Source organism: Streptomyces sp. NPDC051218, assembly GCF_044455475.1.
Classification (GTDB): domain Bacteria; phylum Actinomycetota; class Actinomycetes; order Streptomycetales; family Streptomycetaceae; genus Streptomyces.
Genome location: NZ_JBITEU010000005.1, coordinates 1 through 24,525 on the forward strand (window position 1 = coordinate 1; position 24,525 = coordinate 24,525).

Consider the following 24,525-nt stretch of genomic DNA (forward strand, 5'->3'; position numbering starts at 1 on the left):
ACCAGTTCACGGAGACGGACAGGCTGGTCGTGGTCGACGCCCACAGCAATGTCGGGGAGGTTGGCGTGTCCCGACTGTGCGGAGGTCTCCCGGCGCGGGTGCACATGAGCCGAAGCACGATAGTTGTCACATAGGCAGGCTTGTAGTCACCAGCGAGGCTGCGGGCCATAGGTGCGACCCCCATGGGTCCGTCTTCAAAGATCATCGAGTGATGGATCACGGTGGGGTGATACGTCGACATGAACCCACCGAGCACGAGGGGGAGTTACTCGCTCCCCTCATACCGCGGGCCGCGACAGGCCGTCCGCGTGTGGAGGACCGGCAGGTCGTCAACGGGATGGTCTACAAGATCCGGACCGGGATCTCCTGGCGCGACCTGCCGGAACGCTACGGCCCATGGCAGACGGTCTACTGGGCAAGATCCGTTTGAAGGCGGACCCTAGAGATGGCGGCTCCCAGCCTGGTGTAGCGGCTCATCGGGCGTTTGACACAGCAGAGGCTGAGGCGCAGGCCGGGCATGAGGTGGTCCAGGAGGCACGGCCGAGCTGCTGACCAGGTGATGGTGAAGCTTGTGCGGTCGGGTGTGGTTGCGATGGCGTGGTGAGGGGCTCCAGTTGATGAGGCGCTGATGCCGAGCGCCTCCCTGACCAGCCGCTGCCGTCGCGATCGGAGGGGCACGCATCTGCTGCCCCATTGATGTCCGCAGCCATTGACTTCAACGGTGATTGGTGGTTCACCAGCGAAATGCGTCGGCCTGCAGTAAATTCCTCGTAGCATCAAACAGGAGGGTGAGGTCAACGGAATGTGTCTCTGATCAAACGGCTTTCCACTGCCCGCGCCCTGCATCGGGCGATTTCCACCGCGTCTGTGCTCTACGACAACCAGCAGTACGAACAGGCGTCAGAAGCCGCCGGACAGGCTGCTCAGTTGGCTGCCTCCGTAGGTCGCCCCAACCGGGCCGCACTCGCGTGGACGTTGCAGGCAAGAGCCTGTCAAGCATTGGGCGATGCGGAATGGCGTGAGCCGCTGGGTCATGCGCTGCGCCAATTATCCGGAATCGATTCGGCGGACCGCCCTCTGGCCGAGTGGTCAGCACGCATGGTGGAAGGTTCCGGACTCATCTCGGAGCAACGGGTGGATGAGGCCGCCCGGGCGTACACCGACGCGATCAACGCGGCAACTCAGCTGATCAGAAGTCAGGGGCGAACCTTCGCCGACCATGCATACCACTGCGTCGACCAGGCCAAGCTCAACCTCGCGGTCCTCGAACACTGGAAAGGTGACGTCAGTACGGCCCTGGCGATCTGTACTACGGTGATCGAGTCGTCACGGCATCGTAAGGACGGCCCTGTCTTTCTCTACGGTCTCGTGGGTCGGGCCTCCATTCAAATACTTTTGGAGGAGTACGAAGACGCCGCTGACTGCATGCAGACGTTCTTCCGCTACTTACCGCAAACGGATTTCAGCGGCACCCATCCCATCGCGACCATGACTATCGTCCTGCGAGCGGCCGTGGAATACGCCAAGGGCCAGGCGCTCGCAGGGTCGTTGGACGAGGCGATCGACAGCCTTGAGCAGGCTTGCGAACTGGCCAAAAGCGTCCCAGGGGCCGCAACAGCCAGGGCGGACACGCTCACCGTGCTGGGACGTGCCTATCTTGACTCGGGCCAGGCTGATCGCGCTGTGGAAGCCAGCCGGACGGCCGTTAGCCTGGCCACGTCCGATCCGCTGGTCGCCGCTGATGCCCAGGTAGTACTGGGCACAGCCCTCTTCTGTGGCGGGCAGGCCAAAGCTGCCTGCCAGGCAGTGCGTGACGGGTTAGACCGTATGCATGGCGTGGACGCCCCTATGGTACGGCTGCAACTCCTGGCGCTCGACGCGGAAATCTGCACCTCGGTTGGCCGACACGACGAAGCCGTGGTGCTGATCCGCGAAGCCGTTGGTCACCTCGCCCTGGCCAGCGGAAGAACCGGCAAAACGGACCACCGGCAGCGCCTGCTGTCCGGCCAGAAGGACTACCACCAGCGATTCCTCGACATGGCGGTGACTGCGGCGGAAGCAGGAGCGCCGAATGCCGGCCGCGCGGCTCTGGAAGCCTCCGAGGCGGCGCGAGAGGACACCCTGGCCGCGCTACTGAGGCAGACTTCCCACACGCTTCATCCGCGACTCGCGGAACTTCTCGGCCAGATTGATCGCCTGAGCGACCTCACTCGCGAACGTCCGGCATCGACCACCAACGAAACGTCAGCCTTCGGGCCTCCTATGGAATATTGGCACAAGCGCCTCGGGGAACTACAGGCCGAGTTGGGCCACATGGTGTCCGTCGAGTTCTCTCGCCTGTACGTGCCCGTACCGTTGGACGCCGACACCCTGATCAGCGCGGCGGGCAGTGCCGCGATCCTGATGGTTACAGCGACCAACAACGGCTCGGGAGGCCTGGCCGGAGTCGTGTCCTGGTCGGTCCCCGGGCTCGATCCGGGCGTTCGTCGTTTCGCGCTTTCCGTCAAGGAGACCCGAACCCTCGAGTCGATCATGTCCAATGGTCACGCCAGACTCACAGAGCATTGGGATGAGGTCCGCTCAGCAGTAGCTGCGCAGCTCATACCCACACCACTGCGCGACTGGCTCCTGAGCGGCACCTCGGTTCGCGAGCTGGTCACCGTCGCCGACGACACCTTGCGTGCGCTCCCAGTGGCGGCACTTCCACTTTCGGCCGATACGGTCGTAGCCGATCACGCCGCCGTCAACCGGCTCCCACTGCTCCGACTTCTGCTGCACAACAGGACCACAACAATGGTTCGCTCTCCGGCCGCCCGACCACGCGTGGTCGCATACTTTAACGTCGACGAACTCCCGGGAAGCATTGAAGAGCAACGAACGCTGAATGAGCTCGCGTCTGCCGGAACAATAGAACTCACGTTGATCCATCAAGCAGAGGAACTAGCTGAAGTTCTTGAACATTACAAGCCCGATGTTCTCGTGCTCTCCACTCACGGCAAAGGCCGAGGATTGGAATACGAGTTCACGTTCTTCGACGGACGCCCTCTGCTCTGCGCAGACCTGCTCGGACTACCGCTCCCCCCGTTCTTCTTCGCTGCTGCCTGCAGTTCCGGTTCCGATGCAGGTGCCGATCCAACCGGCCTGATCGCCACCGCTCTGGCGACCGGCTGCTCGGCGATCGCGGCCGGAGCTTGGCTTCTTCCCGACCGATCGACAGCGAAGATCCTCAAGGCCGTGTACGGCGCCCTCGCAACATCCGGCCGACTTGTCAGACACATCAATGACGCCGTGCGGGCCGTGCACCCGGCACTTGCCTGTGAAAGCCCGGTCCAGTGGGCCGGATTCATGGTCACCGAACTGCCCGAACCTGGGCGCGGGAAAATCGCCAGCAAAGAGGAATAACATCGTGAGCATGCTTAAGGTCAGAAGCGAGACTGCGGTCACCGAGGCCGATCGGATCGCCCTCCATTCCCTGTTCGCTGACCTTGGCCTCGACGCCGACGTAACGGCATCTGGGGAAGAGCGCAGGGATCCCTCGTCATGGGTCCTGCACATCGGAATCCCACTGGGGTATCTGCTGACCAAATTCGTCGATGGATATATGGCTAAGCTCGGCGAGCTGGCAGCTGAAGCCACCGTTGACCCCACCGCCGTGGCCGGTCGACGCCTCCACGGGTGGCTCCAGCAGCTGCGCGCCACCCGCACCGACCGCACTATCACTCTGATCGTCGAGGATCCCGCGACGGACGTAACGGTAGAGATCCCCTCAACCCTCCCAGCGGAGGCGTGCGAGGCACTGTGGCAAGTAGATCCGGACCGCGACGGGGGGGAAGCCCGCTACCTGACATGGGCGTCCGACAACGGTTGGAGTGCTCCCTTCTAACGCAGGGCCAGCACTGGCGGCCGGAGAGCCCCCTGTGCTGCTGCGGTTGTCGGCTCCTGGTCGACAGCGAGGGCTCCGCTGCCCTGCGCCAACAAGACCGCTGAAACAGGTAGTCGAGCCCTTCTCGTTGGCACCGACTGCTTAGAGGTCGTCTCAACTGGCTTGATCACTAGGCTGGCGGCCGTGATGGCGATGGTGGGACGTCTGGTGCCCGACGTGTTGTGGGAATTGTTCCAGCGGGTGGTCCCGGCCGCGCCGGTGCGTCCGCAGGGCGGTGGCCGGCGGCCGCTACGGTGATCGCGAAGTGTTGGCGGCGATCCTGTTCGTGGCCACGACGGGCTGTACGTGGCGGCAACTGCCGCCGGGCTTCGGCCCGTCTGGCCCCACCGCGCACCGACGGTTCACCGAGTGGAGCCGGGCCCGGGTCTGGGGCAAGCTCCACTGCCTGGTCCTGGACGAACTCGGCGCGCGTGGGGAGTTGGACTGGTCCCGGTGCGCGATCGACTCGGTGAACATGCGCGCGACGAAAGGGGGGACCTGACGGGGTCGAATCCCGTAGATCGCGGCAAGAAGGGATCAAAGATCCACTTGATCACCGAGCGATCCGGTCTGCCCCCCCTCTCGATCGGGATCTCCGCCGCGAACACCCACGACAGCCAGGGCCTGGAACCCCTGGTGCGCGGCATCCCACCCGTCCGCTCACACCGTGGACCGCGGCGGCGACGGCCTGCCAAGCTCCATGGCGACAAGGGGTACGACTACGATCACCTGCGCCGGTGGCTGCGCTCGCGGAACATCACCCCGCGCATCGCGCGCAAGGGCGTCGAGTCCTCCCAGCGCCTGGGCCGTCATCGCTGGACCGTGGAACGGACGGTTGCCTGGCTCGCCGGATGCCGCCGCCTGCACCGCCGGTACGAACGTAAGGCAGGGCACTTCCTCGCCTTCGCCGGCATCGCCGCCGCTCTGATCTGCTACCGCAGATTTGCCGAGGTCATTACCTCGACGTGATCCGTAAAGTACGGCTCTATATGGCGCGTCCCAACGGGATGGACCGTGCCGCGTACACACCGTAGAGGAACTTATGCCTGACTACCTGGCTGCCGTGTTGGAGATGCTCGGCCCGGCCCAAAACCGCTATGCGGACCCGGCTGCCTGGGACCGTCTCCACGCAGAGCTCGGCGTAGAACTTCCGCCCGACTACAGGGCCCTCGTGGACGCATTCGCCCCCATCCAAATCAACGGGCACCTGTACCTCTCCCACCCCGCGACCAAACCGTGGAACCTGGGCCAAGACATCCGCAGCACGATCAAGGCGTGGTCCGAGGTACCGTGGGACGACCTCGACCTCGACGCGGATGAGGACCCCCGCCAGCTCTTCGGACTCGACGAGCTGAGCTTTGGCACCCGCAATGGTCTGTGGCCGATCGCAAGCACTGACCGAGGCGAGACCATCTTCCTGATCGCTGCCTCTGAGGCTCCGAGGCTCCTGGTGAGCTATGACGAAACCTGGGCAGAGCACTGCATGAGCTTCGCAGAATGGCTCTACCGCTACCTCATCGGCGAGGACATGAGCGGACCCAACAGTGCAGCCTTCTACCCCGGCCCCGTGACGTTGAAGCGCCTTCCGATGTCCGCGGACGAACGCACCGAACCTTGGTATGGCCCAGAACGCGGCATGTGAGAGGCCACCGCTCCATTCACCGCAGCAACCTAATGAGATCACTTCTTAGGAGTCCCTGCGAGTAGAGCCTTCCGGATCGCCCACACGCGGTGGAATTACTCCCGGAACCCCTAGATCGGGCAGGGCCGGAGCCGTGCGTGGCGGGGTGAGGAGCGCCTGCTCGTAGCGGGCATCCATGATCTGATGCAGACGGCGTGAGCGGCGAGTCTTGGCCGTCGCTATGCGGCTTGCGCGGGCGCGGGCCCAAAAGGAGCGGCCGATCTCGCCGGCGAAGATCTCGTCGGCTGCAGCGGCAACCCACTCATCGGTAAGGTCCCCGACCTCGTACTCCATGGACCAGTGCGAGATCGCGAGATTCACATACATGTGCTGACGGCGCAGCAGCACAGTACGGGTGGAATCGGGGCCGCCCCAGCAGTCCAGGTACTCGGGATTGTCCATGGCCATCTTGGTCAGGTCGATGTGCATGGTCCTGGAGCCTTGCAGCCGTGTCGCCTTCGCTTCACGGGCCTGAAGCACCAAGGACACCGCCACGCCAACAACCGCCAGCGCGGACAGCAGCGCCGACACCGCCCCATAGGCTTGGGCGATCTCGCTGACGTCCTGCCACTCCCTGTCCGTGGCGGGGTCGAAGGCCCGCAGCGCGAACGGCGACAAGACCACGAGGCTCAGAGCGCCGACGATCGCCAGAACCGACAGGGCCAGAAGAGCAGCTCGGGACCGATACCAAGGCCGCTTCACACTCGGGCGCTGATTCACCATCGGTGGGCGCGGGTCCGCAGTCACTTCACACTCTCCGCACACCGGGCACGAAGCACTGGCTCCGTCTCCCGCGCATGGAAGGCTGCAAGATCCTCACCCGCGGAGTACAAGGTCTCAAAGTCTGTCCGGCACGCATCCATCAGGAGTGGATCAGTGTGCCGATACGCGCCAGCCAGAGCACCATCTGGCTTGTACCTCAACTCAAAGAGCGAGTACGTCCCGAGAATGACAAGTTCGGAAACCCAGCGGGGGGGGGTGCTTGAAAGCCGGGTCGGCCCTGGCCGACCAAGACGCGAACCTGCTCCCCAAGATCAACACGCTGCCGCAGCACAGCCATCTCCCACACCACATAGTCCGATACAGGAAGCTCGATATATCGGACACGCCGCAAGCGGAGCCCACGCTGCTCAGCAGCGGAGAACTGCCTTGCCATCTTTGGTCGTTCGTCCATAAGGAGAGCCATCGACTCGCGCCACGCGCCACGATTGAAAGCGTCCCACGAAGCGAACCCCGGCTCCCGGAAATGCTGACCGCACTCCACCTTGTCGACCACCGACACACTCTCGTGCGCGTAGTCCTCCCGGAACGCCTCCAGATAGTCCGAGACGGGAAGAAGCGGGCCACGCTCAGCCTCGGACAGGCCCACCAGGCGACGGATCCCGTCTGGGCCAGCCTCGGCATCGCGGGGCTGGCCCACGTCACCCGCATCACGCATCGGGAATATCCGGCTTGGCCGCAACTACCAGACTCCGCGGAAGAATCACCAGCCGCTCGTCCGGGCCGATCGACGCATCCTCAGGAAGACGCGCAACAAGCTCCGATGGAGCCGCGCGGCCGATCACCGCCACATCACCATTCGACAGTTCCCACATATCCGGACACGTCTCCGTGGAACTCGTCAACCCTAACTCGGCGGGCGAACGCCCCAGTCGGCGAGCAAAACCAGCATCCGGATCCGCTTCCCACGGCCGCCCCATAACCCACCCCGAACTTGTAGCGGTGTGCCTACAGCAAGTGAAGATCGAAGCGAGGCTAACAATCGCCCCGCTCACTCGCAATGGGCTGCCAGGCCAGCTGCCACACGAGGCCACAGCTCCAATCGAGACGCTGCTGGTCACGGGCCGGGCTTGAAGAACTCGGCCACAGGCAGATAGTGGTGCCATCGCTGCTTGAACACCGTCAGGAGAGTAAGGATCCCGGCAGCGGAAACCATCGTCGCTGCCGCCAACTCGGGCAGATGCAGGAGCGATACCGCGACGGCGACGCCAGCTATGACCACTACGGATACCCCGACACGCAGCAGCTCCCGATCCCGAACCGGAGAGAGCCCGGTCAACGAAGCAGCGGGAAGCAGCGCACCAACATGCCCCGCCGCATACTGCTCGGCAATGGTGGCCATGTGGCCCGCCAGCTCCTCGAGTGCATCGCCCGGCGCGCCCGTGTCGAGTTGAGACTCCGCGGCGCGCAGTTTCGCCACAACCTGGCCAGCATGCCGGCGCAGTTCGCCGCGTCGCGGGGACTTGCGGGGAACAGTCCCGCGTAAGAGGTAGGCACGCTGGACGCACTCCTCCACGGTCCGCAGCGAAGCCGACACAGTCCGCAACTCCTCCGTGCGCCGTGAACCTCCCGCCCGGTGCGCCTCGGCGCATGCCTTGATTGCCTCTGTGCAGTGCATCACCACGATGCATCTCCGTGTCCTGACATACGCCTCGCGAGTGGCACCTGCGACGAACGACAGGAAGGCGGCCCAGACGATGAAAGCGACGACGGCAAAGGGCCCAGGGCTGGGATTGTCGCTGAGGACCGCCCCCGCCAGATACACCAGGCCCGTATCTATCAGGAAGACCACTGCGACTACATGAAGGGTCGCCCAAAGGGCAGTACCTACACGCTGGCGAAGGGTGGCACGAACAGCGAGGGGGAGCGGCCACCAGTCAAAATGGAGGCGGTCCAGAGAAGTTCGCAACTCGGCTATCTGTTTGTCGGCCACACGCCGCACCCGGTTGCGCCGCCACCGACCTATGGGCTCCGTGATCGTCATGAACTGTGAGGATGTCACGACACTTCCGCGCGAGGGACCAGCTTCGGCGCACTGCGAAGCGACAGTCCATCAAGACACGGACCTTGCCCATAACCCTCTCTGCCCGTTCCGTCGCAGCGTGCTTGCCCGGGCAGCCCGCTGGCTAGGATCCTGACATGCCGAACAGCGTTGCACCGTACTGGGAAGCCGCCCGAACCCGCTCCAGGCAACTCCGAGGTCTGGACGGAACGCAGTGCGACGTACTCGCGCTGATTTACGCACTCATCGCGATTGACGACGGCACTGCGATCGACGACATCTCCCACTGGGCCGTGCGCTACCGGCTGCTTGATGTCGAGCAGCTGCACCAAGACCTATCGGCCCTGCTGCCCGGACCACTCGACCAGGGCGCGACCACCGTCGAGGGCGGGATCACCGAGCTGTACAGAAGCCGACTTGATGAACTCGTAGATGACCACGGCCAATACACAGGAACGCCCGGCCTGGAGCAACTCTTCAAGTGAGACCTCGAAGCCGTCGTCAGCGAACGCGGCACGCCAGGAGCGTGCCCCGCTGAGATCCACGGGCGGCGGCCAGGGCGTCAGCGCGCCGATGTGCGCCTTGGACCATGCGGCTATCTGAGCGGGTATCGGACTTGGTGGCGCGGGCGGTGTCTGGCGGGGTCGGGGGGAAGAGTGGGGGCTCATCAGCGTGTGGTGGACGAGGGGGCGTCGGACAGGGTCGGGCGGGGCGAAGGGACCGGCGCGCCGTTGGAATTCCGCCCACTTTGAAATTGGGCGGCCTGCAGGTTGTACAGCTCGGCGTACAGCGATCCGTTCTGGGCGAGGAGTTGGTCGGGGCTGCCGGATTCGACGAGGCGACCGCCGTCGAGGACATGGATGAGGTCGGCGTGCCGCACCGACGCGAGCCTGTGAGTGATCAACACGATGGTTTGGCCTGCATCAGCCAGGGCTCGAATTTGACCGAATACCTCCAGTTCAGCGCGACTATCCAGCGCCGCCGTGGGCTCATCCACGATCAACAGATCACCGGCTCTGTACGCTGCTCTGGCAATCCCCATACGCTGCCATTGACCGCCGGAGAGCTCCACCCCTCCGCGAAAGCCACGCCCGAGCAGGCTGTCGAGGCCGCGCGGCAGCTTCGCGATCACGTCCTGGGCTCCCGCATGATCGATCGCGGCCTGAAGCCGGTCGGCGTCCATGGGGAGTTCGGGGCGGCCGATGGTCACGTTGACGCGGGCTGTGAAGACCCATCTCGTGAAGTCCTGCGCCACCATGGCGATCCTTGACGTGAGCTGCCTGCGGGAGGCGTGTGCACTGTCCACGTTGTCCCACAGGATTCGCCCGGAGCCGGGCTGGTAGAGCCCGGCCAGCAACTTCACCAGGGTGGTCTTGCCGGCGCCGTTGACCCCGACGAGCGCGACGATCTTGCCGGTGGGGATGGTCAGCGACACATCCTTCAGGGCCAGTTCGCCTTCGCCGCCTTGCCCGGGGTAGGTGAAGGACACGTTCTCGAAGCGGATCTCATTCACCTGTTCAGGAAGATCGACGCCCCCGGACGGGATGGCCCGCCGGTCGGCCTCGGTGACCAGACGCTCCAGATCGGCGACGTGCAGGGCCTCTCTGTTCAGGGAGTTGAGCTGGTTGACCAGTGTTGTCAGGCTCGCTGCCCCGGTGCGGATGCCGATGATGGCCGTGCCGGCCACCGCGAGAGCCATGGTCCCGGACCACAGCAGAGCGAAGAGGGCGCCGTAGGTGGCAGTGGTGGCCAGCCCGGTCCAGGCCGAGGCGATCAGCACGGTGCGCCCCTCCTGGTGCGCCACGCGGTCCTTCTCGGCCTCGGCCGCCTCCGACATGCCGCGGAAGTGCTTGAGCAGGAACGGGCCGACTTGGTGTACCCGAATCTCCGGTGCCGCCTTCGGATCAATGATCATTTGACCGATCTTCTGGCAGGCCCGGGAGTGCTGGACCCAGGCCTGGAAGAGGCGGTAGCGGCGCTGAGCGGTGACCAGAGCGGACCAGCCGCTGGGCAGCGCCATCAGCACGAGCATCGGCATCAGGAGCGGGTCCAGCACGGTGAGCACGCTGAGCGCGGCCACGAAGCCGAGCAGCGCGTTGATGACCTGGGTGCCCATCTTGATGCAGTAGCGGGCTGAGATCGCCCCGTACTGCGCGGAGTCCAGCAGGCGATGGAACTCGTCGTCTTCGATGGCCGCGAGTTCGACTTGGCAGGCCCGCTCCAGGTATGCCTCGGTCGCCCGTCGCTCTGCTTTGGGTTCGAGGCGGCCAGTCGCGTACGTGGACCGTGCCCGGCACAGTGACGTCAGCACCATGGATAGGGCGATTACTGCGAGAGCCGGGGCGGCAGCCCGGGCCCGCTCCTGCAGGCCGGCACTGGTCATGACGTGCGCCAAGGTCGTGTTGACCGCGAGGAGGGTGACCACGCGGGCGATGCCCTGGACGAGCTCTGCCCCGATCAGCTGCCGTGTGGCGCTGCGGTCGGCGGCCCAGGCGAGCCGCAGGACGGTAGCCAGCTGCGCGGGCAGCTGCTTGATCATGCTCCTGAAGCTGATGTTGAGGCGGGCCTCTTCGTGCCGTGCCCACCCCTGGTCGTAACGCAGCGGCCCGCCGAACAACAACTGCTCAGACTCCGAGGTCTCCGTTGCTTCGATGCCTGGTTTTCGCTTCGCCATAGGGGCTCCTGACACGGGTAGCGGGGCTAGGGCAGTTCGAGCTGTGTCGGCTGGGTGGCGCGCGGCGTGCGGCTGGCCACGCGGACGAGATCGTGAAGACTCGTGATCGCTCGGGGACGCGCGGCCGCGGTGAGCAGGCGGCGGAAGAGTTCGGCGGTCACCGTGACGTCGTCCATGGCTCGGTGCCGTCTGGCGGGCTGGGGAATGCCGTGATGGGCGAGGAGCGCGTCGAGGTCATAGGCAGGCAGATCCGGCAGGATGTGCTTGGCGAGGAGCCGGGTATCCACGATCCGGGTCTGGGCCAGGTGCGGGCATGCGGCCCGGTAGGCGTACAGGATGTTCGCCTCGGTCGGGGCATGGTGCGCGACCAATAGCGTTGGAGTTGTCGGCAGGATGGTGTCCAGAGCGCGTAGCGCGGCTCTCGCCGCGGGGGCTTCAGCGAGATCAGCGGATGTGATGCCTGTCTGCGCGGTGTCCCGGATGGCGAGGGGCGCGTGCTGGGGCGGGCTGATGAATGACTGGTAGGAGAGGCCGCTGGGCATCGGTCCGCGGCCGGGGACGTGCTGTATGCCGAGGGCGGCGACCTCGATGGGCTCTGCTGGATAGCCCTTGGGAGTCGTGCCTTCGAAGTCGATGACCACGAAGAGCACGTCCCGGAACTGTGGATCGTCAGCCAACCGCTCGCGGTACGGCGTGGTGTCGGTCATCGGTGGTCTCCGGGCTGGTCGGCTGAGGTCCTGAGCGCGTCCTCGAGGTCGTCGAAGTTGTCGAGGAGGCGGCGGATGCTGATCTGCCGGTCCTGCCAGTGCTGCTGCAGGTCGACCTCTGCCTCGTGCGGCAGTTTGTAGTCGCCGGTGGTCGCTCCGTAGAGGCTGAACAGCATGTAGAGAATCGCGATCCGTACGCAAGCCAGGACATCGCCCAGGGGCAAGCTGGGGTTCTCCGAGCGGTAGGCGGACACCATTGCCGTCGCGCAGGATGCCCACTGGTCGCTGGTGGAGACGGTCCGGGGATCGAATGCGGCGCGCCCCAATTCCCACGCTGGGAAGGCTTTCGCGCTGCGAAAGCCGATGATGCCGGTGACGACATCGGTGAGCACCAGCATGTGGGGTCGCGTGATGTCCGCGTGGAGTGCCTGCTCCACCAGGTCCTTTGGGAGACCGATCCGGAGCCGGTCGACGTGCTGGGTGAGGTGCTCGCGACGCTGGTCGAGCTGCTCACGCAACTGTGCGAGATCGTTGTGCCCGTGCCGTCTTGCCATGGCCAGCACGGCGTTGCACCTGGACAGGGCATCTTCGACGGTTCCGGTTCGCCACCGTGATTGCTGCACGAACTTCGGGAGGGGATAAGCGGCCAGCACTCGGTGCATGCGCCCGAGGACCATTCCGATGTGCTCCGCGCGGGCGACGCTCATGGCAGTCGTGGCCACCCGGCCGGGGACCTCGTCGGTCACAGCCCACGCGCTGCCCTCGGACAGGGCGACGAGATCGCCGTCACGGTCTGCCCACGTCTTGGGCACAGGGAGATCAGCTGCCCGGCAAAACTCGGACATGTCCAGGGCCGACCGCGCTGCATCCAAGTTGGCCGTCGACGCGTACTCCTTCACGAAGAGCCGCCGCCCGTCGGATGTCAGCACCCGCCGGTTAACGGTGTCCGTGCCCATCGGCACCCGCTCTACCGTTTCGACCGTGATCCCGTACCGCTCAGCGAGCACGTCAGCCGTAAGTTCCTGTTCCCAGTCCGCCTCGCCCATACCGTTCACCAGCTTCTGAGGGGAGCAGGGCGACGGGCGGTGTAGTGGGTGAAGACGCTCATCGTCGCGTGCTCCTCCGCTTGTGGCCGCTGTACTCGGCCTGAAGCTGCCGCAGCATGGTGTGGGCTTCGTCGACGGATTCGATGTCGTGATGCTCAAGGCCCCAGCGCAGGGCGCTGACAGCGTCGAGCGCGGCGTACGCGGAACACGCCTGGTGCTCTTCGACAGCGAGCGTGCGCCCGTACCCCACCTCGAAGGCTGCTTCCAGATCGGGCCGGCCGCGCAGGATGCGATAGCTGAGGCGGGGGAGGTCGCGCCGCGCGGCGGACTCGATGCAGGACCGCTCGAAGTCGATGATCCTCAGCCGTTGTTCAGCCTGGTCCCACAGCCAGTTGCGGGGCATGAAGTCGCCGTGCGACACCACGCGAGGCAGCTTCGCTGGCGTGTCCTTGGTGAGCAAGCGGACCATCGCCGTGTCGTCGGGTGTCAGGTACAGGGCGGCGCTGGCGAGCATCTTCTCGACGCTCTCGTCCCAGCGCACTGTGCTCGCGACTGGCTCAGACTCACCTGGATTCGCGGCGTTGAGCCGGGAGAGGAGCATCCCTGCCTGGCGGTACGCCTCCTGCTCTTCCTTCGCACCCAGCCGGAGACTTCGGACCGGCTGGCCGGGGATAGCGGTGATCACGATTCCGCGGGCTTCGTCGTCCACGGCCTCCAGCACTGGGGACCGGTCTGTTCCGAGCGAGCGGTTCCATCCCTGCTGATAGGCGTGAGCTTCACGGCGATGCAGCTTGGGCCCCTGGTTCTGCTTGGCGAACAACCGGCGCCCGTCTGCGCCTTCGATCTCCCACACGTCGGGACGTCCGGCACAGGGCGACGAGTGATCGGCGACGATGCGGAAGCTGCTGGTCACCGACGCCACCAAGCGGTGCATCGTCTCGGGCATGCCGGCCACAGTGATGCGTCCTCCTGCTTAGCGAAACCAACCTGCGACACCATGTGCGATCAGTCGAACGCGCACGGTGTTGTGCTGTGGGTCTGCAGCTTGCCAACCGCCACTGACAATCCCGCCCGAGCGGCCTCGCAGCGAGACGATCAAGCGCCGTGCCGTGAGATCTGTTCCTTGCGGTGACGGGACATCAAGAATGTGGCGAAAACCCCGCGTTGGCACATCCGCCTGGTGATATCACCGACGTGATTGCGTCCAACGAAGATCCTGACCAGAATCTCGGCCCTGGTGGGAGGCAGCAGTGGCACACGAGGACGACCGTCGATGTACGCAGTGCGGCAGCCTGCTGAGCCGCTACAACGAAGACGCGCGCTGTGCCGCCTGCTCCCGGGCAGCCTCCGTCGCCGAGCCCGCCCCGCCTCTGAGTCTGCCGGACCACGTATGGCAGGACGCGGCAGTGACCGCGGCTCTGGCCGACTGGGACTTCGGTACAGCGTTCCGTCTGATCCGTCGAGCTGCGTCCCTCCGGCAGGAGGACATGTCGGTGATCACGGGCCTGAGCCAGTCGTTTCTGTCCACGCTCGAGTCCGGGACGCGGCGGCTGGTCAACATTGACAAGATCATCATCGTCCTTGAGCGACTGGGCGTCCCCGCGCACGTCGCGCCAGCCCCAGTCCCGGGATCCGCCACTCACAACCCACTCCAGGCACGTGGGCCGCAGCCCACGCTGATTCCTGCTCCCGTGTGGGAGAGCCCGCTCGACATTGCGAAGAGACTGAACGCCACCACCGCCTCCAACACCGACCCCGCCACCGTCGCCATCCTGGAACAAGGCGTGGCGGATCTCGTCGACCGCTACGAGGCCGAAGGCCCCCACCGCATCGCCCCCGAAGCCATCGATCTACGAAAATTCATCCAGGACCGACTGGACGGGCGGCAGCCACCGCGCCAGCGCGAAGCCCTCTTCCGGCTCGCCGCCCAAGCCTCAGGGCTGCTCGGCTACATGGCCGTCAACGCCGGCCGTGAAACCGTCGCCGAGGCGTACTGCAAGGAAGCAGAGGAACTCGCAAGAGAAATCGCCGACCTTGAGCTGATCATGTGGATCCAGGGCACCCGATCACTCAACGCCTACTACGCGGGCCACTACGACCAGGCCGTCCAGTGGGCAGAAACGGGTCTCGCTATCGACGCAGCTCACCCACAGGCCATCCGGCTCCAGTCCAACGGGCTCGCCAGAGCCCTGGGGAAGGTCGGCGACCGCAGCGGTGCCGAGCGAGCGATCGCAGCAGCCGAAGACCTGAGCAGTCGACACACCGTTCCCGTGGGGCTGACCTCCTGCATCTCCTTCGAGCCCTATGGGCTGGCCCGGACGCTAGCCAACGCCGCGACCGTGCACGTCTCACTCGCCAACGCCCCACGTGTGCTCGAATATGCCGATCTGATCGACGAACTTGTGGAGCAGTCCGACTCTGCCTGGAGCCAGGCCCTGGTCCGCTTAGACGTCGCTACCGCGCTCCTGGCGCGTCCGCGCCCGGACGTCGAGCACGCCATGGTCCTGGGCCGGCAAGTCCTCGAAGCTGGTGGTGGGCCACCCATCCGCTCCGTAGTCCAACGTGCCGGTGAACTCTTCGCCGGAGCTGCAGACTGGCAGGACCTGCCCGCGGTACGGGAGTACGGAGACGCCCTCCGCTCCTGGCAGACCGAACCTCACACGAAGGATCTGGCGAAGTCTGCCAAGATGGCACGCCCGACCGAGCAGACGAGAGGGGCAGCGGATGCAGCTCACGGCCGACCCGCGCGTCTTTCCTCCCAGCCCTCCGCACGACATCAATGACGCGTCGATTATCGCGGAACATGACTGGGCAGCTTTCGGCGCCGTCAAAGAGATGACCAACCACTGGGACCGGCCAGGATGGACCGCCACCACCCGCGCCTACTACTGGATGCTCACCTTCCCCGAGGTCCCCGCACTCACCGATCACGCTCGACGCTGCCAGAGTGCACTGCGCGATCTCGGCTTTGATGAGATCGCCGAAGACGGTCTGCATCTGACGCTGGGGCGCATCGGCCACGTCGACGAAGTCACCACGGGGCAGCTCGGCACTCTGATAGCTGCCGTCTCAGACGGCGGGCCTGAGGCGTTCAACATTCAGGCTGTTCCGCTCACGGCATCCCGCGGGGCGATCCGATACAGCGTCGCCCCTTGGACCCCTGTCGTGCATTTGCACGCGGCCCTCGCCGCGGCCGGTACCGCGTCCGGGCTGCCGTCGCGCAAGCCGCCATCGATTCTGCGCCCGCATCTCGGTATCGCCTACTGCAACCGCCCCATGCCCGCACGGGCTGTCCGGGACGCCGTACGGCCTCTGCGTACCCTCGCATCAGTGGACGTGCCCGTTCGGCGGGTTCAGTTGGTGGCGCTCCGGCGCGAAGGGCACGCCTACCGCTGGGACGTCATCCACCAACTCGAACTGCGCTGAGGAAGCTTGCCGGTCTCACCTCGTGCGACTCGTCGAGCCACCCATAGCGCCAGCCTTGCATCACGAGGTGGGCATCGTTTTCGGCACCCACCCGGCCTCGCAACAGCTTCAGGCGGGCCTTCGCGGTGTCCCGTGAGATCCGGCAAACGTCAGCGATCTCCTGGACTGACGCTCCGGAAGCGACCAGCTGCACCATCTGAACCTCGGCATCATCCAAGGCACCTGCGAATACTGCCCGTTCGGGCAGCGGGAGCTGCCGGGTGCGGTACGCGGTGTGGAGGAGTGGGGCACGCCCGCTCACGCCGGCCCGGCGGCCCATGGCCTGCACCTGTGTTCCGAGCGTGCCGGTCGTGATGTCCAAGTCGAGGGCCGCGCTCGCGCTGCTGGCGCCGGTCGCAAGTTTGGCAAGGATACGGATGTGGGCTGGGGTGAATCTGTCGGGAACAGTACTTGAGCGTCTGGTCATGGGCTATCTGCCCCTTTCTGCTGTCGTCTGGGTGCGCTCTGCGTGATCTGTTCGTTCCGAGGGGGAGAGCAGTCGGTAGAGCGAGCGGCGTGCGCAGGTCCCGAGGGTGTCCGAAGCTCTTCTCCGGACTGGTATGTGGCAGCGCGCCCGCGGTACGGCCTCTGCGCTGGCCGTACCGCGGGTTCGTGCCTGGCTGGGCGGGTGAAACGATCTTGCTACATGGATGCGAGGGCTGTGCGTCTTTCAGCCGGGCGTGAGCTACGCCCTTGCGTGGGGAGTTCGCCTGCCCGCCGACTGTGTCATCGGGTCACTCTCTGAGGCGCAGGGGTAAGCGGAGTGGTGTTCCGTGCGTGGTTCGGGTTGAGGAACCACTTGCGTGCGGAGACAAGCCACCACGTTCCGGAGAAGGCGAGCACCACGCCGACGGCCAGGGGTGCGTAGTTGAACGTCTCGATGGTCACCGGGCTGGCTTGGGGGAGCATGAACAAGAGGGTGATGAATGCGACCCAGGCCACCGCGAGAACACCGATGGGCTTGGACCAGTGCCCGAGGTGCCAGGGGCCGCGCTCGAAGTTCTCCCCCTGGCGCAGCCGAAGAAGAGTGGGAATGACGTAGGCGATATACAGGCCGATCGTCGCGATGGAGGTGACGGCGGCGTACGCGGTGGTGTTGAACAAGTAGGGCAGGCCGAGGACGAATGCGCCTCCGGCCGCGAGCCAGACGGCGTTAGTCGGCGTGCGCGTTCCCGGGTGCAGCTTGTGCCACACCGCGGAGAACGGGAGTGCACCGTCGCGGGAGAAGGCGTAGATCATGCGGGAATTCGCGGTGACCGATGCCATGCCGCAGAAGAGTTGGGCGCCGATGACGATGAAAAGCATCATCTTGCCGGTGCTCGCGCCGAGCGCGTCCATGAGGATCTGCGCCGGCGGCACACCGGTCGGGGAGTCGAGGGCGCCGGTGTAGGACTGGATGCCGAAGGTCAGGCCGAAGAGCAGGATGAATCCGGCCACCCAGGAGACGAGGATGGACCGGACGATTCCCTTCGGCCCTTCGACGGAGGCGTTCTCCGTCTCCTCGGTCATGTGGGCGGACGCGTCGTAGCCGGTGAACGTGTACTGGGCCATCAACAGGCCGATCAGGCCGACGTAGACGGCCGAGCCCCAGCCGGTGTTGTTGACGAACTCGGTGAACACGAAGCCCGGCGACTGATGCGTGTCGGGGATGAGCAGGAGCGCCCCGACGATCACGACGACGCCGATCAGGTGCCACCACACGGAGACGGTGTTGAAGAAGCCCACGATGCGCACCCGGAAGGTGTTCACGGCGGCGTGCAGCAAGAGGATGAGGCCAAAGAGCGTGATGGTGTGGCCGGGGGAGGCTGCGTACCCGAACTGGAGGTTCAGGTAGGCGTTGAGGAATGAGGCAGCGCCGAAGTCGATGCCCGCGGTAACGGCGACCTGACCCAGGGTGTTGAACCAGCCGGTGAACCATGCCCAGGCCGGGGCAGACTTGCGGGGAGCGAGTTTGTGGGCCCAGAAGTAGAGGCCGGCGGACGTTGGGTAGGAGGAGCAGACCTCAGCCATGGCCAGGCCGACGAAGAGCGTCATCAAGCCGACGAGCACCCAGCCCCACATGATCACGGCGGGTCCGCCAGCGTTCATCCCGAAGCCGTACATGGTCAGGCATCCGGAGAGGATGCTGATGATCGTGAAACTGACAGCGAAATTCTGGCGCCCCGACATGGAGCGATCCAGTGTCTGGGTGATGCCGAGCTCGGCGAGGCGTTCCTCTTCCGATGGAGTGACGCTCGGTATGTCCAATGGCATAACGGTGCCCTTCTTCTGCTGGTCGTAACTGGCATTTGAATGGGTGGAGTTGGCGTCAACGTGCTCGGAAGGGTCACGGAGCCGATGCCTTGACGGCCCAGGTGCGATGGCGGGTGAATAGCTGCTGAGCGTCTCCGCAGTAGCTCCAGGGCGCGTCCGTGGCGTACGGACCGATGGCGTCAAATACCTCTGCGGCCTGCCTGTGCTGGTTCGCGAAAGACAAGGCGTGGGCCAGGTAGTTGGCGTCTTCCTGGAAGGCGGCATGCGGGCTGAAAGGTGCCCGGTATGTCCACCAGTTCGCCCACGCCTGCTGTGTCGAGGGGTTGTCCGTCCACGGATGCACCGTCAGTCCGTACCGGTGCCCTTCCGTCTCCATCCGGATGCGGTGGGTCTCGGCGAGAGCAACGAGAGGCAGGGTGTGCAGCGGTAGCCCGCGGGGGGCTTGGGCGCACTGCTCCTGCGCCCAGTGGAAGACCTCGCCCCCTATGCCGTGCCAGGTGGGGAACATGTAGGTGAGGAGCTCGTGGTGCGCCTCCCTGTTCCACCGGTCACGCTCCTCGACCTGCTCCCACACCTTCTGCACCGTCGCCCTCCACTGCCGGTCGCAGTGCGGGGAGTGGTAGCGAAGCAGGGCGAGCATGACGACGTACGGAGTCGGATCAGCCGGCAGGGCGTCGCAGGCGGCATCGCACGCCTTCCAGGCCCGTTCCATCGCCTCACTGCTGCCCTCCCCCCGCGGACCAGCCATCGACCGCAAAGCCAGGACGGTGACAAGGAGAGCCAAGGCGTGCGGCGACCGGGGTTCGGCCTGCGCCCACGTATCAGCGAACGTCAGCCGCACTCCGGCGCGAGCGAGGACCTGCAGGCGAAAGATGCGCCGGTCCCAGTCCGTGCCGGTCGCGGTCAACAGTTCACGAGCACCCTCCCACCGGCCCATCGCTGCGTCCTCCGCCACTGCCCGCAGCGCGATGTCATCCCGGGCTGGGTGCCGGTCGAACGCCGGTACGCGTCTCATGACTATCCCGTCACGATCGTCTCGGACGAGTGGGACGGCGCCTCGCCGCGCTCCGTTGCGGCTTTGACTAACACCTTGGGCCTCCGAGGGGCGTCCGCCGTATCGCAGCGGACTTCGACATTGGGGACGCGCCAGCCGTGCGGGACGAGCGCATGGACCGCTAGGCGGAGCCGGACCGACGTGCTGGCGCCCGCTGGCCGTTCAACTCGCAGCTAGAACTTGATCTCACCGATCAGTTGGGCCACGCGCGCTGTCACCTGCGAGATCGTTGGTGCAATCGAGGAACTTGCCAGGTAGAAGCCCAGGAGGACGCAGACGATCGCGTGCCCGGCATTCAGCCCAGCCTTCCGAATGAGGAGAACGGTGATGATGGCCAGCAGTACGACAGCGGAGACGCTAACGGCCACGGGATACTCGCCAGCCACCGAATGATTGGGAACAGGCCGGCGTGAACCAGTGCAGGGCGTCGGCGCTGACCTCTGCGAGATGGCAGATGTGAGCTTCCGACCCCAGTGTCCGAGCCGCCTGGGGGAAGGCACAGCGGTGTAGAGCCTGTTGCCGGGCCCGTGTGGCCTTGCACCGCCTTTGATGAAGAGCAAGCACCCCGATCTCCTGGCGTCTCGATATGACTTCGCAGTCCCCTCGACCACAGGCGCTTCGGTCGAGGCTGGTTGGAGCACAACACTGATCGGTGCACTGCGGTTGCGCACATTCCAGAAGTGATATCGCTGATGTGATTGCCTTGCAGAGAAGTGCATTGAGCCCTCGAACCCTGCACACTTCGGCGGCCAGGCTGCTGCCCGCAGTCGGCTCCCTCTGGGCGAGGTGCTCAAATGCCGGCTCACGCGCCAGCTCGTCGAGGATCACCCGAGGGGTATCGACCTGGCGATGTGCCCGTTGGTGACCTGAGAGCCATCCCCGTGGATGGGGCGCGAACAGCCGTCGGCGACACGCCACGTCCCACGAACTGGGCCGCGCACCGTCGTTCGTGTTGGTGAATCGATCCCGTGGCGGTGGACGGGCACCCTCCGCCTTCATGTGAGGGGCGACGGCCAGATGGGCCGATGCGAGAGGGCCAGGTCTGTCGACACCGCCAATGACGCACCGTGTGCTACTGGATCACTGGAGAGATATCACGGTCGTGATGTGCGAAGTCCCTTCATACGTAGGAGTGTTGGGCCCTGGGGGTGAGCAGACATCAATCCTGCAAATGGGTCACCAGCATGCGAATTGCCGGACTGTTCAAGTCGGCCAGTCCCACGCCACCATGTCGCCCTGCAGCCGCCGAACATTGCCCCTTCACCATCTCAAATCGCCTCGGATCTCGCACAGCGGCGCGTCAGAACGATCGCGTCCATGACCTGGTGCGCAGCGTCCGGCGGATAGCCTGCCCCGGCCCCACGTCCGTTCCACACACCCACCCGCTCCCTGCACCGCGAAGGAGACTGCGTGTCCTCCTCCCCACCCGTCACCAAGCTGCCCTTGTACGAGGCATGGGAGGCGCTAGCCGACGGCCTGCATGTCCAGCGCCTGGCCCTGTACCTCGAACCATTGCGCGAACTGCTCACTGCTACGCCTGCCGAGATCGCCCTTTTCGCCAATGCCAACCCGGCCGCCCTGACGGCCAGCCCGGCCCCGCTCGCCGAGCCGCAGGCCCTGGCCGCCATCGAGAGGGCAGGCCTCGCCCACTGGGTGAGCCTCCCCGGCGCGCACGGCACCAGCAGCCCGGCAGCCAATCCGCTGACCACGACCAGCGACCAGGTCGCCGAGGCCCTCCTCGGTACGGTTGAGGATCAGCCCATCCGCACTGCGGTGCAGGCCGTAAGCGCCGCCTCGGCATGGTGGATCGGATCGTTCGCTGCCATCCGTCATCTTGGCGTCCACCACTCGACGCTTGAGCCGGTCGCCGACGACGTCAGCATGGAAGTCCTGCACGCAGCCACGCGCATGGTGGCGGTCGGCACAGCCACCCGCGTGCTCCAACATCATTTGCGCACAACGGGTGGTGACCAGGAGATCCAGCTCGCCTACTGCCGGGCCGTCACCGAGGGCATCGTCTGTGAGAGCAGCCTGCCCGCGCTGCTGGAAGACCTGAGCGAGCTGCGACTGGTCGACCTAGTGGCCACATCGATCCCCTGGCGCGGACGGTTCACCAAGTACGCCGGGGGCACCGGCGCCGGGCAGGTGGAATAACCCGATGGACCGCTACCCCTTCATCGTCGTCGAGGGCCTGGACGGCACGGGCAAGACCACCCTGCGCAAGGGCCTGTTCCGACTTTTCGAAGGCCTCTACCGGATCACCCCGCTCGCAGTGCTGACCACCAACTTCCTCGCCCCCGACGTCGCGGTCGATCTGGTGGACGGCAAATACCAGCCCACCCCCGACAATCAGGACCGCTACCTGACGGCACTCGCCACAGACAAGCAGGTCACCGCAGCCCGGCTGATCGAGCCGTCGCTTCCCGTCCGCCCGGTCATCGCCGACCGGTGGCTGCTGTCGGAGCTGGCGTTCTTCACCGTCAAACACGCCCGGCCACCCAAAGACACCTACGCCGCACTCACCGAGTACCTCGGCATCGTCCCGGATCTCACCCTCGTACTGGACATCACCCCCGAGGCCGCGATGGAGCGGGCCGCGGGCCGCTCCGGAGACGCCACCCGGCCCGACTGGGATGTCCTCACCATCCAGGCCAAGGTCAGGGACGTCTACCAGTCGGTGACCGAGGCGCCCGCAGCCTTCCCCGCCCTGGGGCCGGTTGTGCGCATCAACGCCGCGCAGGACCGAGCCCTGGTGCTGCATACCGCTTGGCAGGCACTGAAGCAGCACGGCCTGTTGCCCGAGCTGGGAGGAGCCGCGACGTGAGCATTCCCACCGAAACGCACATAGCCCAGCTGGCCGGACGGCTAGCCGAGGCGAACCGCGCGCAGAGGCCGCTGCGCGCGGTCGGCGCCGCCAGCGCGGTTGCGGCCCGGGTTGCCGTGGAGTCAGGGTTCGACGCTCTGTGGGTCTCGGGCCTGGAAGTCTCCACGGCACTGGGCCTGCCGGACGAGAACGTACTCGGCCCACGCGACCTCGCAGATGTGGTTCTCGCCCTGACGCGGACCGCACCGCTGCCGGTGATCGTGGACGTCGATAACGCCGGAGGATCGGTGGCCACCGCCCGCCGGTTCGCCGACGACCTCACCCGGGCCGGTGCCGCCGCACTGTGCGTGGAGGACAGCGCCTACCCCAAGGTCAACTCGTTCGCCCTCCACCGCACCCAACAGCTCACCCACCCGCACCTGATGGGCGAGCAACTGGCCGCTATGCGCTCCACCGCAGGAGCAGACGTACTGCTCATCGCCCGCACCGAGGCGCTGATCTGCGGCAGCACCCTCACCGAGGCCCTGGAACGGGCCGAGGCGTACGCGGTGGCCGGCGCGGACGCGGTTCTGATCCACTCCAAGGACCCCACGGGCCATCAGGCACTCGCCACGGCCGCCGCCTGGACGGGCCCGGTGCCTCTGGTGACTGTGCCTACCGCCTTCTCACACTTGGGTCCCGACCAGCTCGGCGAGGCTGGATTCGCCCTCGCGATCTACGCCAACCAGCTCTCGCGGGCGGCCTTGGCTGCAATGCGCGCGGCCGCGGCCGCGTTTGCTTCCACCGGTTCATTCACCTCCGGTGGCACGGCCCTCACCGATGTCGGTGACCTGCTCAAGGTCGCCGACCCGGCGGCCCGCGCCTGCCTCTAGTACGCGCTCAACTTTGCTCACGCCCGCACCATGAGCTCGCGCGGCATATGGCCGCGCGGCAGGGCCCGATGAGGGAAGGAAGCACCGCGCCCATGACATCTCTGCCCCGCATCAGCGTGTCGGTCAAGGCGGCGATCATCCACCACGATCGCATCCTGCTGATGTCCTATGACGACAGCTCCGGCTTCCACTACAACCTGCCCGGCGGCAAAGCGATCGAGGGGGAGCCGCTGCGCGACGCGGTCGCCCGCAAGGTCAAGGAGGAGACCGGGCTCCGTGTGCGGGCGTCACGGCTGTTGTTCGTCGTGGAGTACGTTCCCGAGCAGTACGACCACGAGTTCGGCACCATCCACAAGACTCAGCACAACTTCCTGGCCGAACTCCTCGACGAGAACACCACGCCGCGCAAGTCCGATCCGCCCGACCTCATCCAGGTCGGCTTCGAGTGGGTGCCGCTCGCGGAACTGCCCGACAAGTACCTGCTGCCGCGCGTCAACCAGCAGATCCTGTCCACACTGGCAGCAGACCGTGACGTGCTCGTGGACCGGTGGTGACCATGCGCGACCAAGCGACGCCCCCCGTCCTAAACGAACTGTCCGACTGGCTGCTGGAACACCACAGCGACACCGTGGACGCCGACCGGCTGCCCGCGATTCGCACCGAGATCGAACGCCTGGTCGTCGATAAGATTCCCGGCGCCGTGGTGGAACTCGGCTGCTTCAAGGGCGCCATGGCCTTATGGATGCGCGCCGTCCTGGATGCCACCGGCCAGCAGCAGCGGCCCATCCACGTCTACGACTCCTTCCAGGGCCTGCCCGAGCGGGGGGAGAAGGACCCGGAACTGTTCGCCGCCGGATTCCTACGCGCGGAGCCGGAGGAAATCCTGGCCCTGCACGACCGCTGGGGCTGTACACCGCCGACCATTCACCCCGGATGGTTTGCCGACACCCTGCCCGAACGACTTCCCGCCGAGATCGCCTTCGCCTACCTGGACGGCGACTACTACGACTCCATCCGCACCTGCCTCGACACCTGCGTCCCCCGGCTCGTCCCCGGTGGCGCGCTGATCGTCGACGACTACGCCGACCTTCAGGCCAACCCCAAGGCATGGGATGGGCTGCCCGGCGTCAAGGCCGCCTGCGAGGACTTCTTCGGCACCCCGTCCCCTCTGGACGTCCTCTTCGGTGACGGTGATCTGGCGTTCGGCCGCTACGCCATACCGAGCGGGCGGTGACCAACTGTGCC

25 protein-coding genes and 1 pseudogene are annotated in these 24,525 nt (G+C 65.8%); 13 read left to right on the forward strand and 13 right to left on the reverse strand.

Annotation, left to right across the window (positions count from 1 at the left end; translation table 11 throughout):
• Positions 1-211: 211 nt before the first annotated feature.
• The 5 genes and pseudogenes from ACIBCK_RS16315 (at position 212) to ACIBCK_RS16335 (ending at position 5,564) form a co-directional block, all read left to right on the forward strand.
• Positions 212-430, forward strand: a complete 219-nt coding sequence (locus ACIBCK_RS16315; protein WP_399390717.1) for a transposase — start codon at positions 212-214, stop codon at positions 428-430.
• A 374-nt stretch (positions 431-804) separates the two neighbouring features.
• Complete coding sequence (locus ACIBCK_RS16320; RefSeq protein WP_399390718.1) at positions 805-3,402, forward strand: CHAT domain-containing protein; 2,598 nt, start codon at positions 805-807, stop codon at positions 3,400-3,402.
• Positions 3,403-3,406: 4 nt separating this feature from the next.
• A complete protein-coding gene (locus ACIBCK_RS16325) occupies positions 3,407-3,883 on the forward strand; it encodes a hypothetical protein (RefSeq protein WP_399390720.1) in 477 nt (158 codons plus the stop codon).
• Positions 3,884-4,075: 192 nt separating this feature from the next.
• Positions 4,076-4,891, forward strand: a pseudogene (locus tag ACIBCK_RS16330) (IS5 family transposase).
• Positions 4,892-4,964: 73 nt separating this feature from the next.
• Positions 4,965-5,564 carry an SMI1/KNR4 family protein gene (locus ACIBCK_RS16335; protein WP_399390722.1) on the forward strand — a complete coding sequence of 200 codons (600 nt, stop codon included), beginning with the start codon at positions 4,965-4,967 and terminating at the stop codon, positions 5,562-5,564.
• Between the two features lie 45 nt (positions 5,565-5,609).
• Here ACIBCK_RS16335 and ACIBCK_RS16340 read toward each other — a convergent pair whose 3' ends face one another.
• The 5 genes from ACIBCK_RS16340 to ACIBCK_RS16360 form a co-directional block, all read right to left on the reverse strand.
• Positions 5,610-6,350 (reverse strand): DUF6082 family protein, encoded by a 741-nt coding sequence (locus ACIBCK_RS16340; protein ID WP_399390723.1) that lies wholly within the window; start codon positions 6,348-6,350, stop codon positions 5,610-5,612.
• Positions 6,347-6,553, reverse strand: coding sequence for a hypothetical protein (locus ACIBCK_RS16345; RefSeq protein WP_399391498.1), 207 nt, complete (start codon positions 6,551-6,553; stop codon positions 6,347-6,349). The genes ACIBCK_RS16340 and ACIBCK_RS16345 overlap by 4 nt, the downstream gene beginning before the upstream one ends.
• Positions 6,523-7,041, reverse strand: a complete 519-nt coding sequence (locus ACIBCK_RS16350; RefSeq protein WP_399390725.1) for a DUF6879 family protein — start codon at positions 7,039-7,041, stop codon at positions 6,523-6,525. The genes ACIBCK_RS16345 and ACIBCK_RS16350 overlap by 31 nt, the downstream gene beginning before the upstream one ends.
• On the reverse strand, positions 7,034-7,198 hold the full coding sequence (locus ACIBCK_RS16355; RefSeq protein ID WP_399390727.1) for a hypothetical protein: 165 nt from the start codon (positions 7,196-7,198) through the stop codon (positions 7,034-7,036). Before ACIBCK_RS16355 ends, ACIBCK_RS16350 begins: the two co-directional genes overlap by 8 nt.
• Before the next feature lie 242 nt (positions 7,199-7,440).
• Positions 7,441-8,367 (reverse strand): hypothetical protein, encoded by a 927-nt coding sequence (locus ACIBCK_RS16360; protein ID WP_399390729.1) that lies wholly within the window; start codon positions 8,365-8,367, stop codon positions 7,441-7,443.
• A gap of 155 nt (positions 8,368-8,522) precedes the next feature.
• Between ACIBCK_RS16360 and ACIBCK_RS16365 the strand changes: the two genes are divergently transcribed.
• Complete coding sequence (locus tag ACIBCK_RS16365) at positions 8,523-8,870, forward strand: hypothetical protein (RefSeq protein WP_399390731.1); 348 nt, start codon at positions 8,523-8,525, stop codon at positions 8,868-8,870.
• Positions 8,871-9,052: 182 nt separating this feature from the next.
• Here the strand turns inward: ACIBCK_RS16365 and ACIBCK_RS16370 are convergent, their stop codons facing one another.
• From ACIBCK_RS16370 to ACIBCK_RS16385, 4 genes are read right to left on the reverse strand one after another with little or no spacing between them, the layout of a single operon-like run.
• Positions 9,053-11,059, reverse strand: coding sequence for an ABC transporter ATP-binding protein (locus ACIBCK_RS16370; protein ID WP_399390733.1), 2,007 nt, complete (start codon positions 11,057-11,059; stop codon positions 9,053-9,055).
• Positions 11,060-11,085: 26 nt separating this feature from the next.
• Complete coding sequence (locus tag ACIBCK_RS16375; RefSeq protein WP_399390735.1) at positions 11,086-11,766, reverse strand: PolC-type DNA polymerase III; 681 nt, start codon at positions 11,764-11,766, stop codon at positions 11,086-11,088.
• Entirely contained in the window at positions 11,763-12,812 is a 1,050-nt protein-coding gene (locus ACIBCK_RS16380; RefSeq protein WP_399390737.1) for a phosphotransferase enzyme family protein, read from the reverse strand. The genes ACIBCK_RS16375 and ACIBCK_RS16380 overlap by 4 nt, the downstream gene beginning before the upstream one ends.
• A gap of 58 nt (positions 12,813-12,870) precedes the next feature.
• Positions 12,871-13,758: a phosphotransferase gene (locus ACIBCK_RS16385; protein WP_399390738.1), complete on the reverse strand. Its 888-nt coding sequence runs from the start codon at positions 13,756-13,758 to the stop codon at positions 12,871-12,873.
• A gap of 460 nt (positions 13,759-14,218) precedes the next feature.
• On the opposite strand from ACIBCK_RS16385, the gene ACIBCK_RS16390 reads away from it, so the two are divergent.
• Entirely contained in the window at positions 14,219-15,595 is a 1,377-nt protein-coding gene (locus ACIBCK_RS16390; RefSeq protein WP_399390740.1) for a helix-turn-helix domain-containing protein, read from the forward strand.
• On the forward strand, positions 15,537-16,238 hold the full coding sequence (locus ACIBCK_RS16395; protein WP_399390742.1) for a 2'-5' RNA ligase family protein: 702 nt from the start codon (positions 15,537-15,539) through the stop codon (positions 16,236-16,238). The genes ACIBCK_RS16390 and ACIBCK_RS16395 overlap by 59 nt, the downstream gene beginning before the upstream one ends.
• Here ACIBCK_RS16395 and ACIBCK_RS16400 read toward each other — a convergent pair.
• The 4 genes from ACIBCK_RS16400 to ACIBCK_RS16415 form a co-directional block, all read right to left on the reverse strand.
• Positions 16,213-16,704 (reverse strand): LuxR C-terminal-related transcriptional regulator, encoded by a 492-nt coding sequence (locus ACIBCK_RS16400; protein WP_399390743.1) that lies wholly within the window; start codon positions 16,702-16,704, stop codon positions 16,213-16,215. The two genes, ACIBCK_RS16395 and ACIBCK_RS16400, sit on opposite strands and share 26 nt — an antisense overlap.
• Before the next feature lie 299 nt (positions 16,705-17,003).
• Complete coding sequence (locus ACIBCK_RS16405; RefSeq protein WP_399390745.1) at positions 17,004-18,530, reverse strand: amino acid permease; 1,527 nt, start codon at positions 18,528-18,530, stop codon at positions 17,004-17,006.
• 73 nt (positions 18,531-18,603) lie between these two features.
• Positions 18,604-19,545, reverse strand: coding sequence for a hypothetical protein (locus ACIBCK_RS16410; RefSeq protein ID WP_399390747.1), 942 nt, complete (start codon positions 19,543-19,545; stop codon positions 18,604-18,606).
• A gap of 212 nt (positions 19,546-19,757) precedes the next feature.
• Positions 19,758-19,952, reverse strand: a complete 195-nt coding sequence (locus ACIBCK_RS16415; protein ID WP_399391500.1) for a hypothetical protein — start codon at positions 19,950-19,952, stop codon at positions 19,758-19,760.
• Positions 19,953-20,994: 1,042 nt separating this feature from the next.
• On the opposite strand from ACIBCK_RS16415, the gene ACIBCK_RS16420 reads away from it, so the two are divergent.
• The 5 genes from ACIBCK_RS16420 to ACIBCK_RS16440 all read left to right on the forward strand — a co-directional run bounded on the left by ACIBCK_RS16420 (position 20,995) and on the right by ACIBCK_RS16440 (position 24,514).
• On the forward strand, positions 20,995-21,738 hold the full coding sequence (locus tag ACIBCK_RS16420; protein WP_399390749.1) for a hypothetical protein: 744 nt from the start codon (positions 20,995-20,997) through the stop codon (positions 21,736-21,738).
• A 4-nt stretch (positions 21,739-21,742) separates the two neighbouring features.
• Entirely contained in the window at positions 21,743-22,408 is a 666-nt protein-coding gene (locus ACIBCK_RS16425; protein WP_399390750.1) for a dTMP kinase, read from the forward strand.
• Complete coding sequence (locus ACIBCK_RS16430) at positions 22,405-23,280, forward strand: isocitrate lyase/phosphoenolpyruvate mutase family protein (protein ID WP_399390752.1); 876 nt, start codon at positions 22,405-22,407, stop codon at positions 23,278-23,280. The genes ACIBCK_RS16425 and ACIBCK_RS16430 overlap by 4 nt, the downstream gene beginning before the upstream one ends.
• 92 nt (positions 23,281-23,372) lie before the next feature.
• Complete coding sequence (locus ACIBCK_RS16435; protein ID WP_399390754.1) at positions 23,373-23,834, forward strand: NUDIX domain-containing protein; 462 nt, start codon at positions 23,373-23,375, stop codon at positions 23,832-23,834.
• Between the two features lie 2 nt (positions 23,835-23,836).
• Positions 23,837-24,514, forward strand: coding sequence for a TylF/MycF/NovP-related O-methyltransferase (locus tag ACIBCK_RS16440; RefSeq protein WP_399390756.1), 678 nt, complete (start codon positions 23,837-23,839; stop codon positions 24,512-24,514).
• Positions 24,515-24,525 lie beyond the last annotated feature (11 nt).

Excerpts from the sequence above, each read along its gene's own strand:
- ACIBCK_RS16350 (WP_399390725.1), bottom strand. The coding sequence starts at position 7,041 with ATGCGTGATGCGGGTGACGTGGGCCAGCCCCGCGATGCCGAGGCTGGC.
- ACIBCK_RS16375 (WP_399390735.1), bottom strand. The coding sequence starts at position 11,766 with ATGACCGACACCACGCCGTACCGCGAGCGGTTGGCTGACGATCCACAG.
- ACIBCK_RS16365 (WP_399390731.1), top strand. The coding sequence starts at position 8,523 with ATGCCGAACAGCGTTGCACCGTACTGGGAAGCCGCCCGAACCCGCTCC.
- ACIBCK_RS16380 (WP_399390737.1), bottom strand. The coding sequence starts at position 12,812 with ATGGGCGAGGCGGACTGGGAACAGGAACTTACGGCTGACGTGCTCGCT.
- ACIBCK_RS16315 (WP_399390717.1), top strand. The coding sequence starts at position 212 with ATGGATCACGGTGGGGTGATACGTCGACATGAACCCACCGAGCACGAG.
- ACIBCK_RS16360 (WP_399390729.1), bottom strand. The coding sequence starts at position 8,367 with ATGACGATCACGGAGCCCATAGGTCGGTGGCGGCGCAACCGGGTGCGG.
- ACIBCK_RS16335 (WP_399390722.1), top strand. The coding sequence starts at position 4,965 with ATGCCTGACTACCTGGCTGCCGTGTTGGAGATGCTCGGCCCGGCCCAA.
- ACIBCK_RS16405 (WP_399390745.1), bottom strand. The coding sequence starts at position 18,530 with ATGCCATTGGACATACCGAGCGTCACTCCATCGGAAGAGGAACGCCTC.
- ACIBCK_RS16425 (WP_399390750.1), top strand. The coding sequence starts at position 21,743 with ATGGACCGCTACCCCTTCATCGTCGTCGAGGGCCTGGACGGCACGGGC.
- ACIBCK_RS16435 (WP_399390754.1), top strand. The coding sequence starts at position 23,373 with ATGACATCTCTGCCCCGCATCAGCGTGTCGGTCAAGGCGGCGATCATC.
- ACIBCK_RS16410 (WP_399390747.1), bottom strand. The coding sequence starts at position 19,545 with ATGAGACGCGTACCGGCGTTCGACCGGCACCCAGCCCGGGATGACATC.
- ACIBCK_RS16400 (WP_399390743.1), bottom strand. The coding sequence starts at position 16,704 with ATGACCAGACGCTCAAGTACTGTTCCCGACAGATTCACCCCAGCCCAC.
- ACIBCK_RS16370 (WP_399390733.1), bottom strand. The coding sequence starts at position 11,059 with ATGGCGAAGCGAAAACCAGGCATCGAAGCAACGGAGACCTCGGAGTCT.
- ACIBCK_RS16440 (WP_399390756.1), top strand. The coding sequence starts at position 23,837 with ATGCGCGACCAAGCGACGCCCCCCGTCCTAAACGAACTGTCCGACTGG.
- ACIBCK_RS16355 (WP_399390727.1), bottom strand. The coding sequence starts at position 7,198 with ATGTGGGAACTGTCGAATGGTGATGTGGCGGTGATCGGCCGCGCGGCT.
- ACIBCK_RS16385 (WP_399390738.1), bottom strand. The coding sequence starts at position 13,758 with ATGCCCGAGACGATGCACCGCTTGGTGGCGTCGGTGACCAGCAGCTTC.
- ACIBCK_RS16395 (WP_399390742.1), top strand. The coding sequence starts at position 15,537 with ATGCAGCTCACGGCCGACCCGCGCGTCTTTCCTCCCAGCCCTCCGCAC.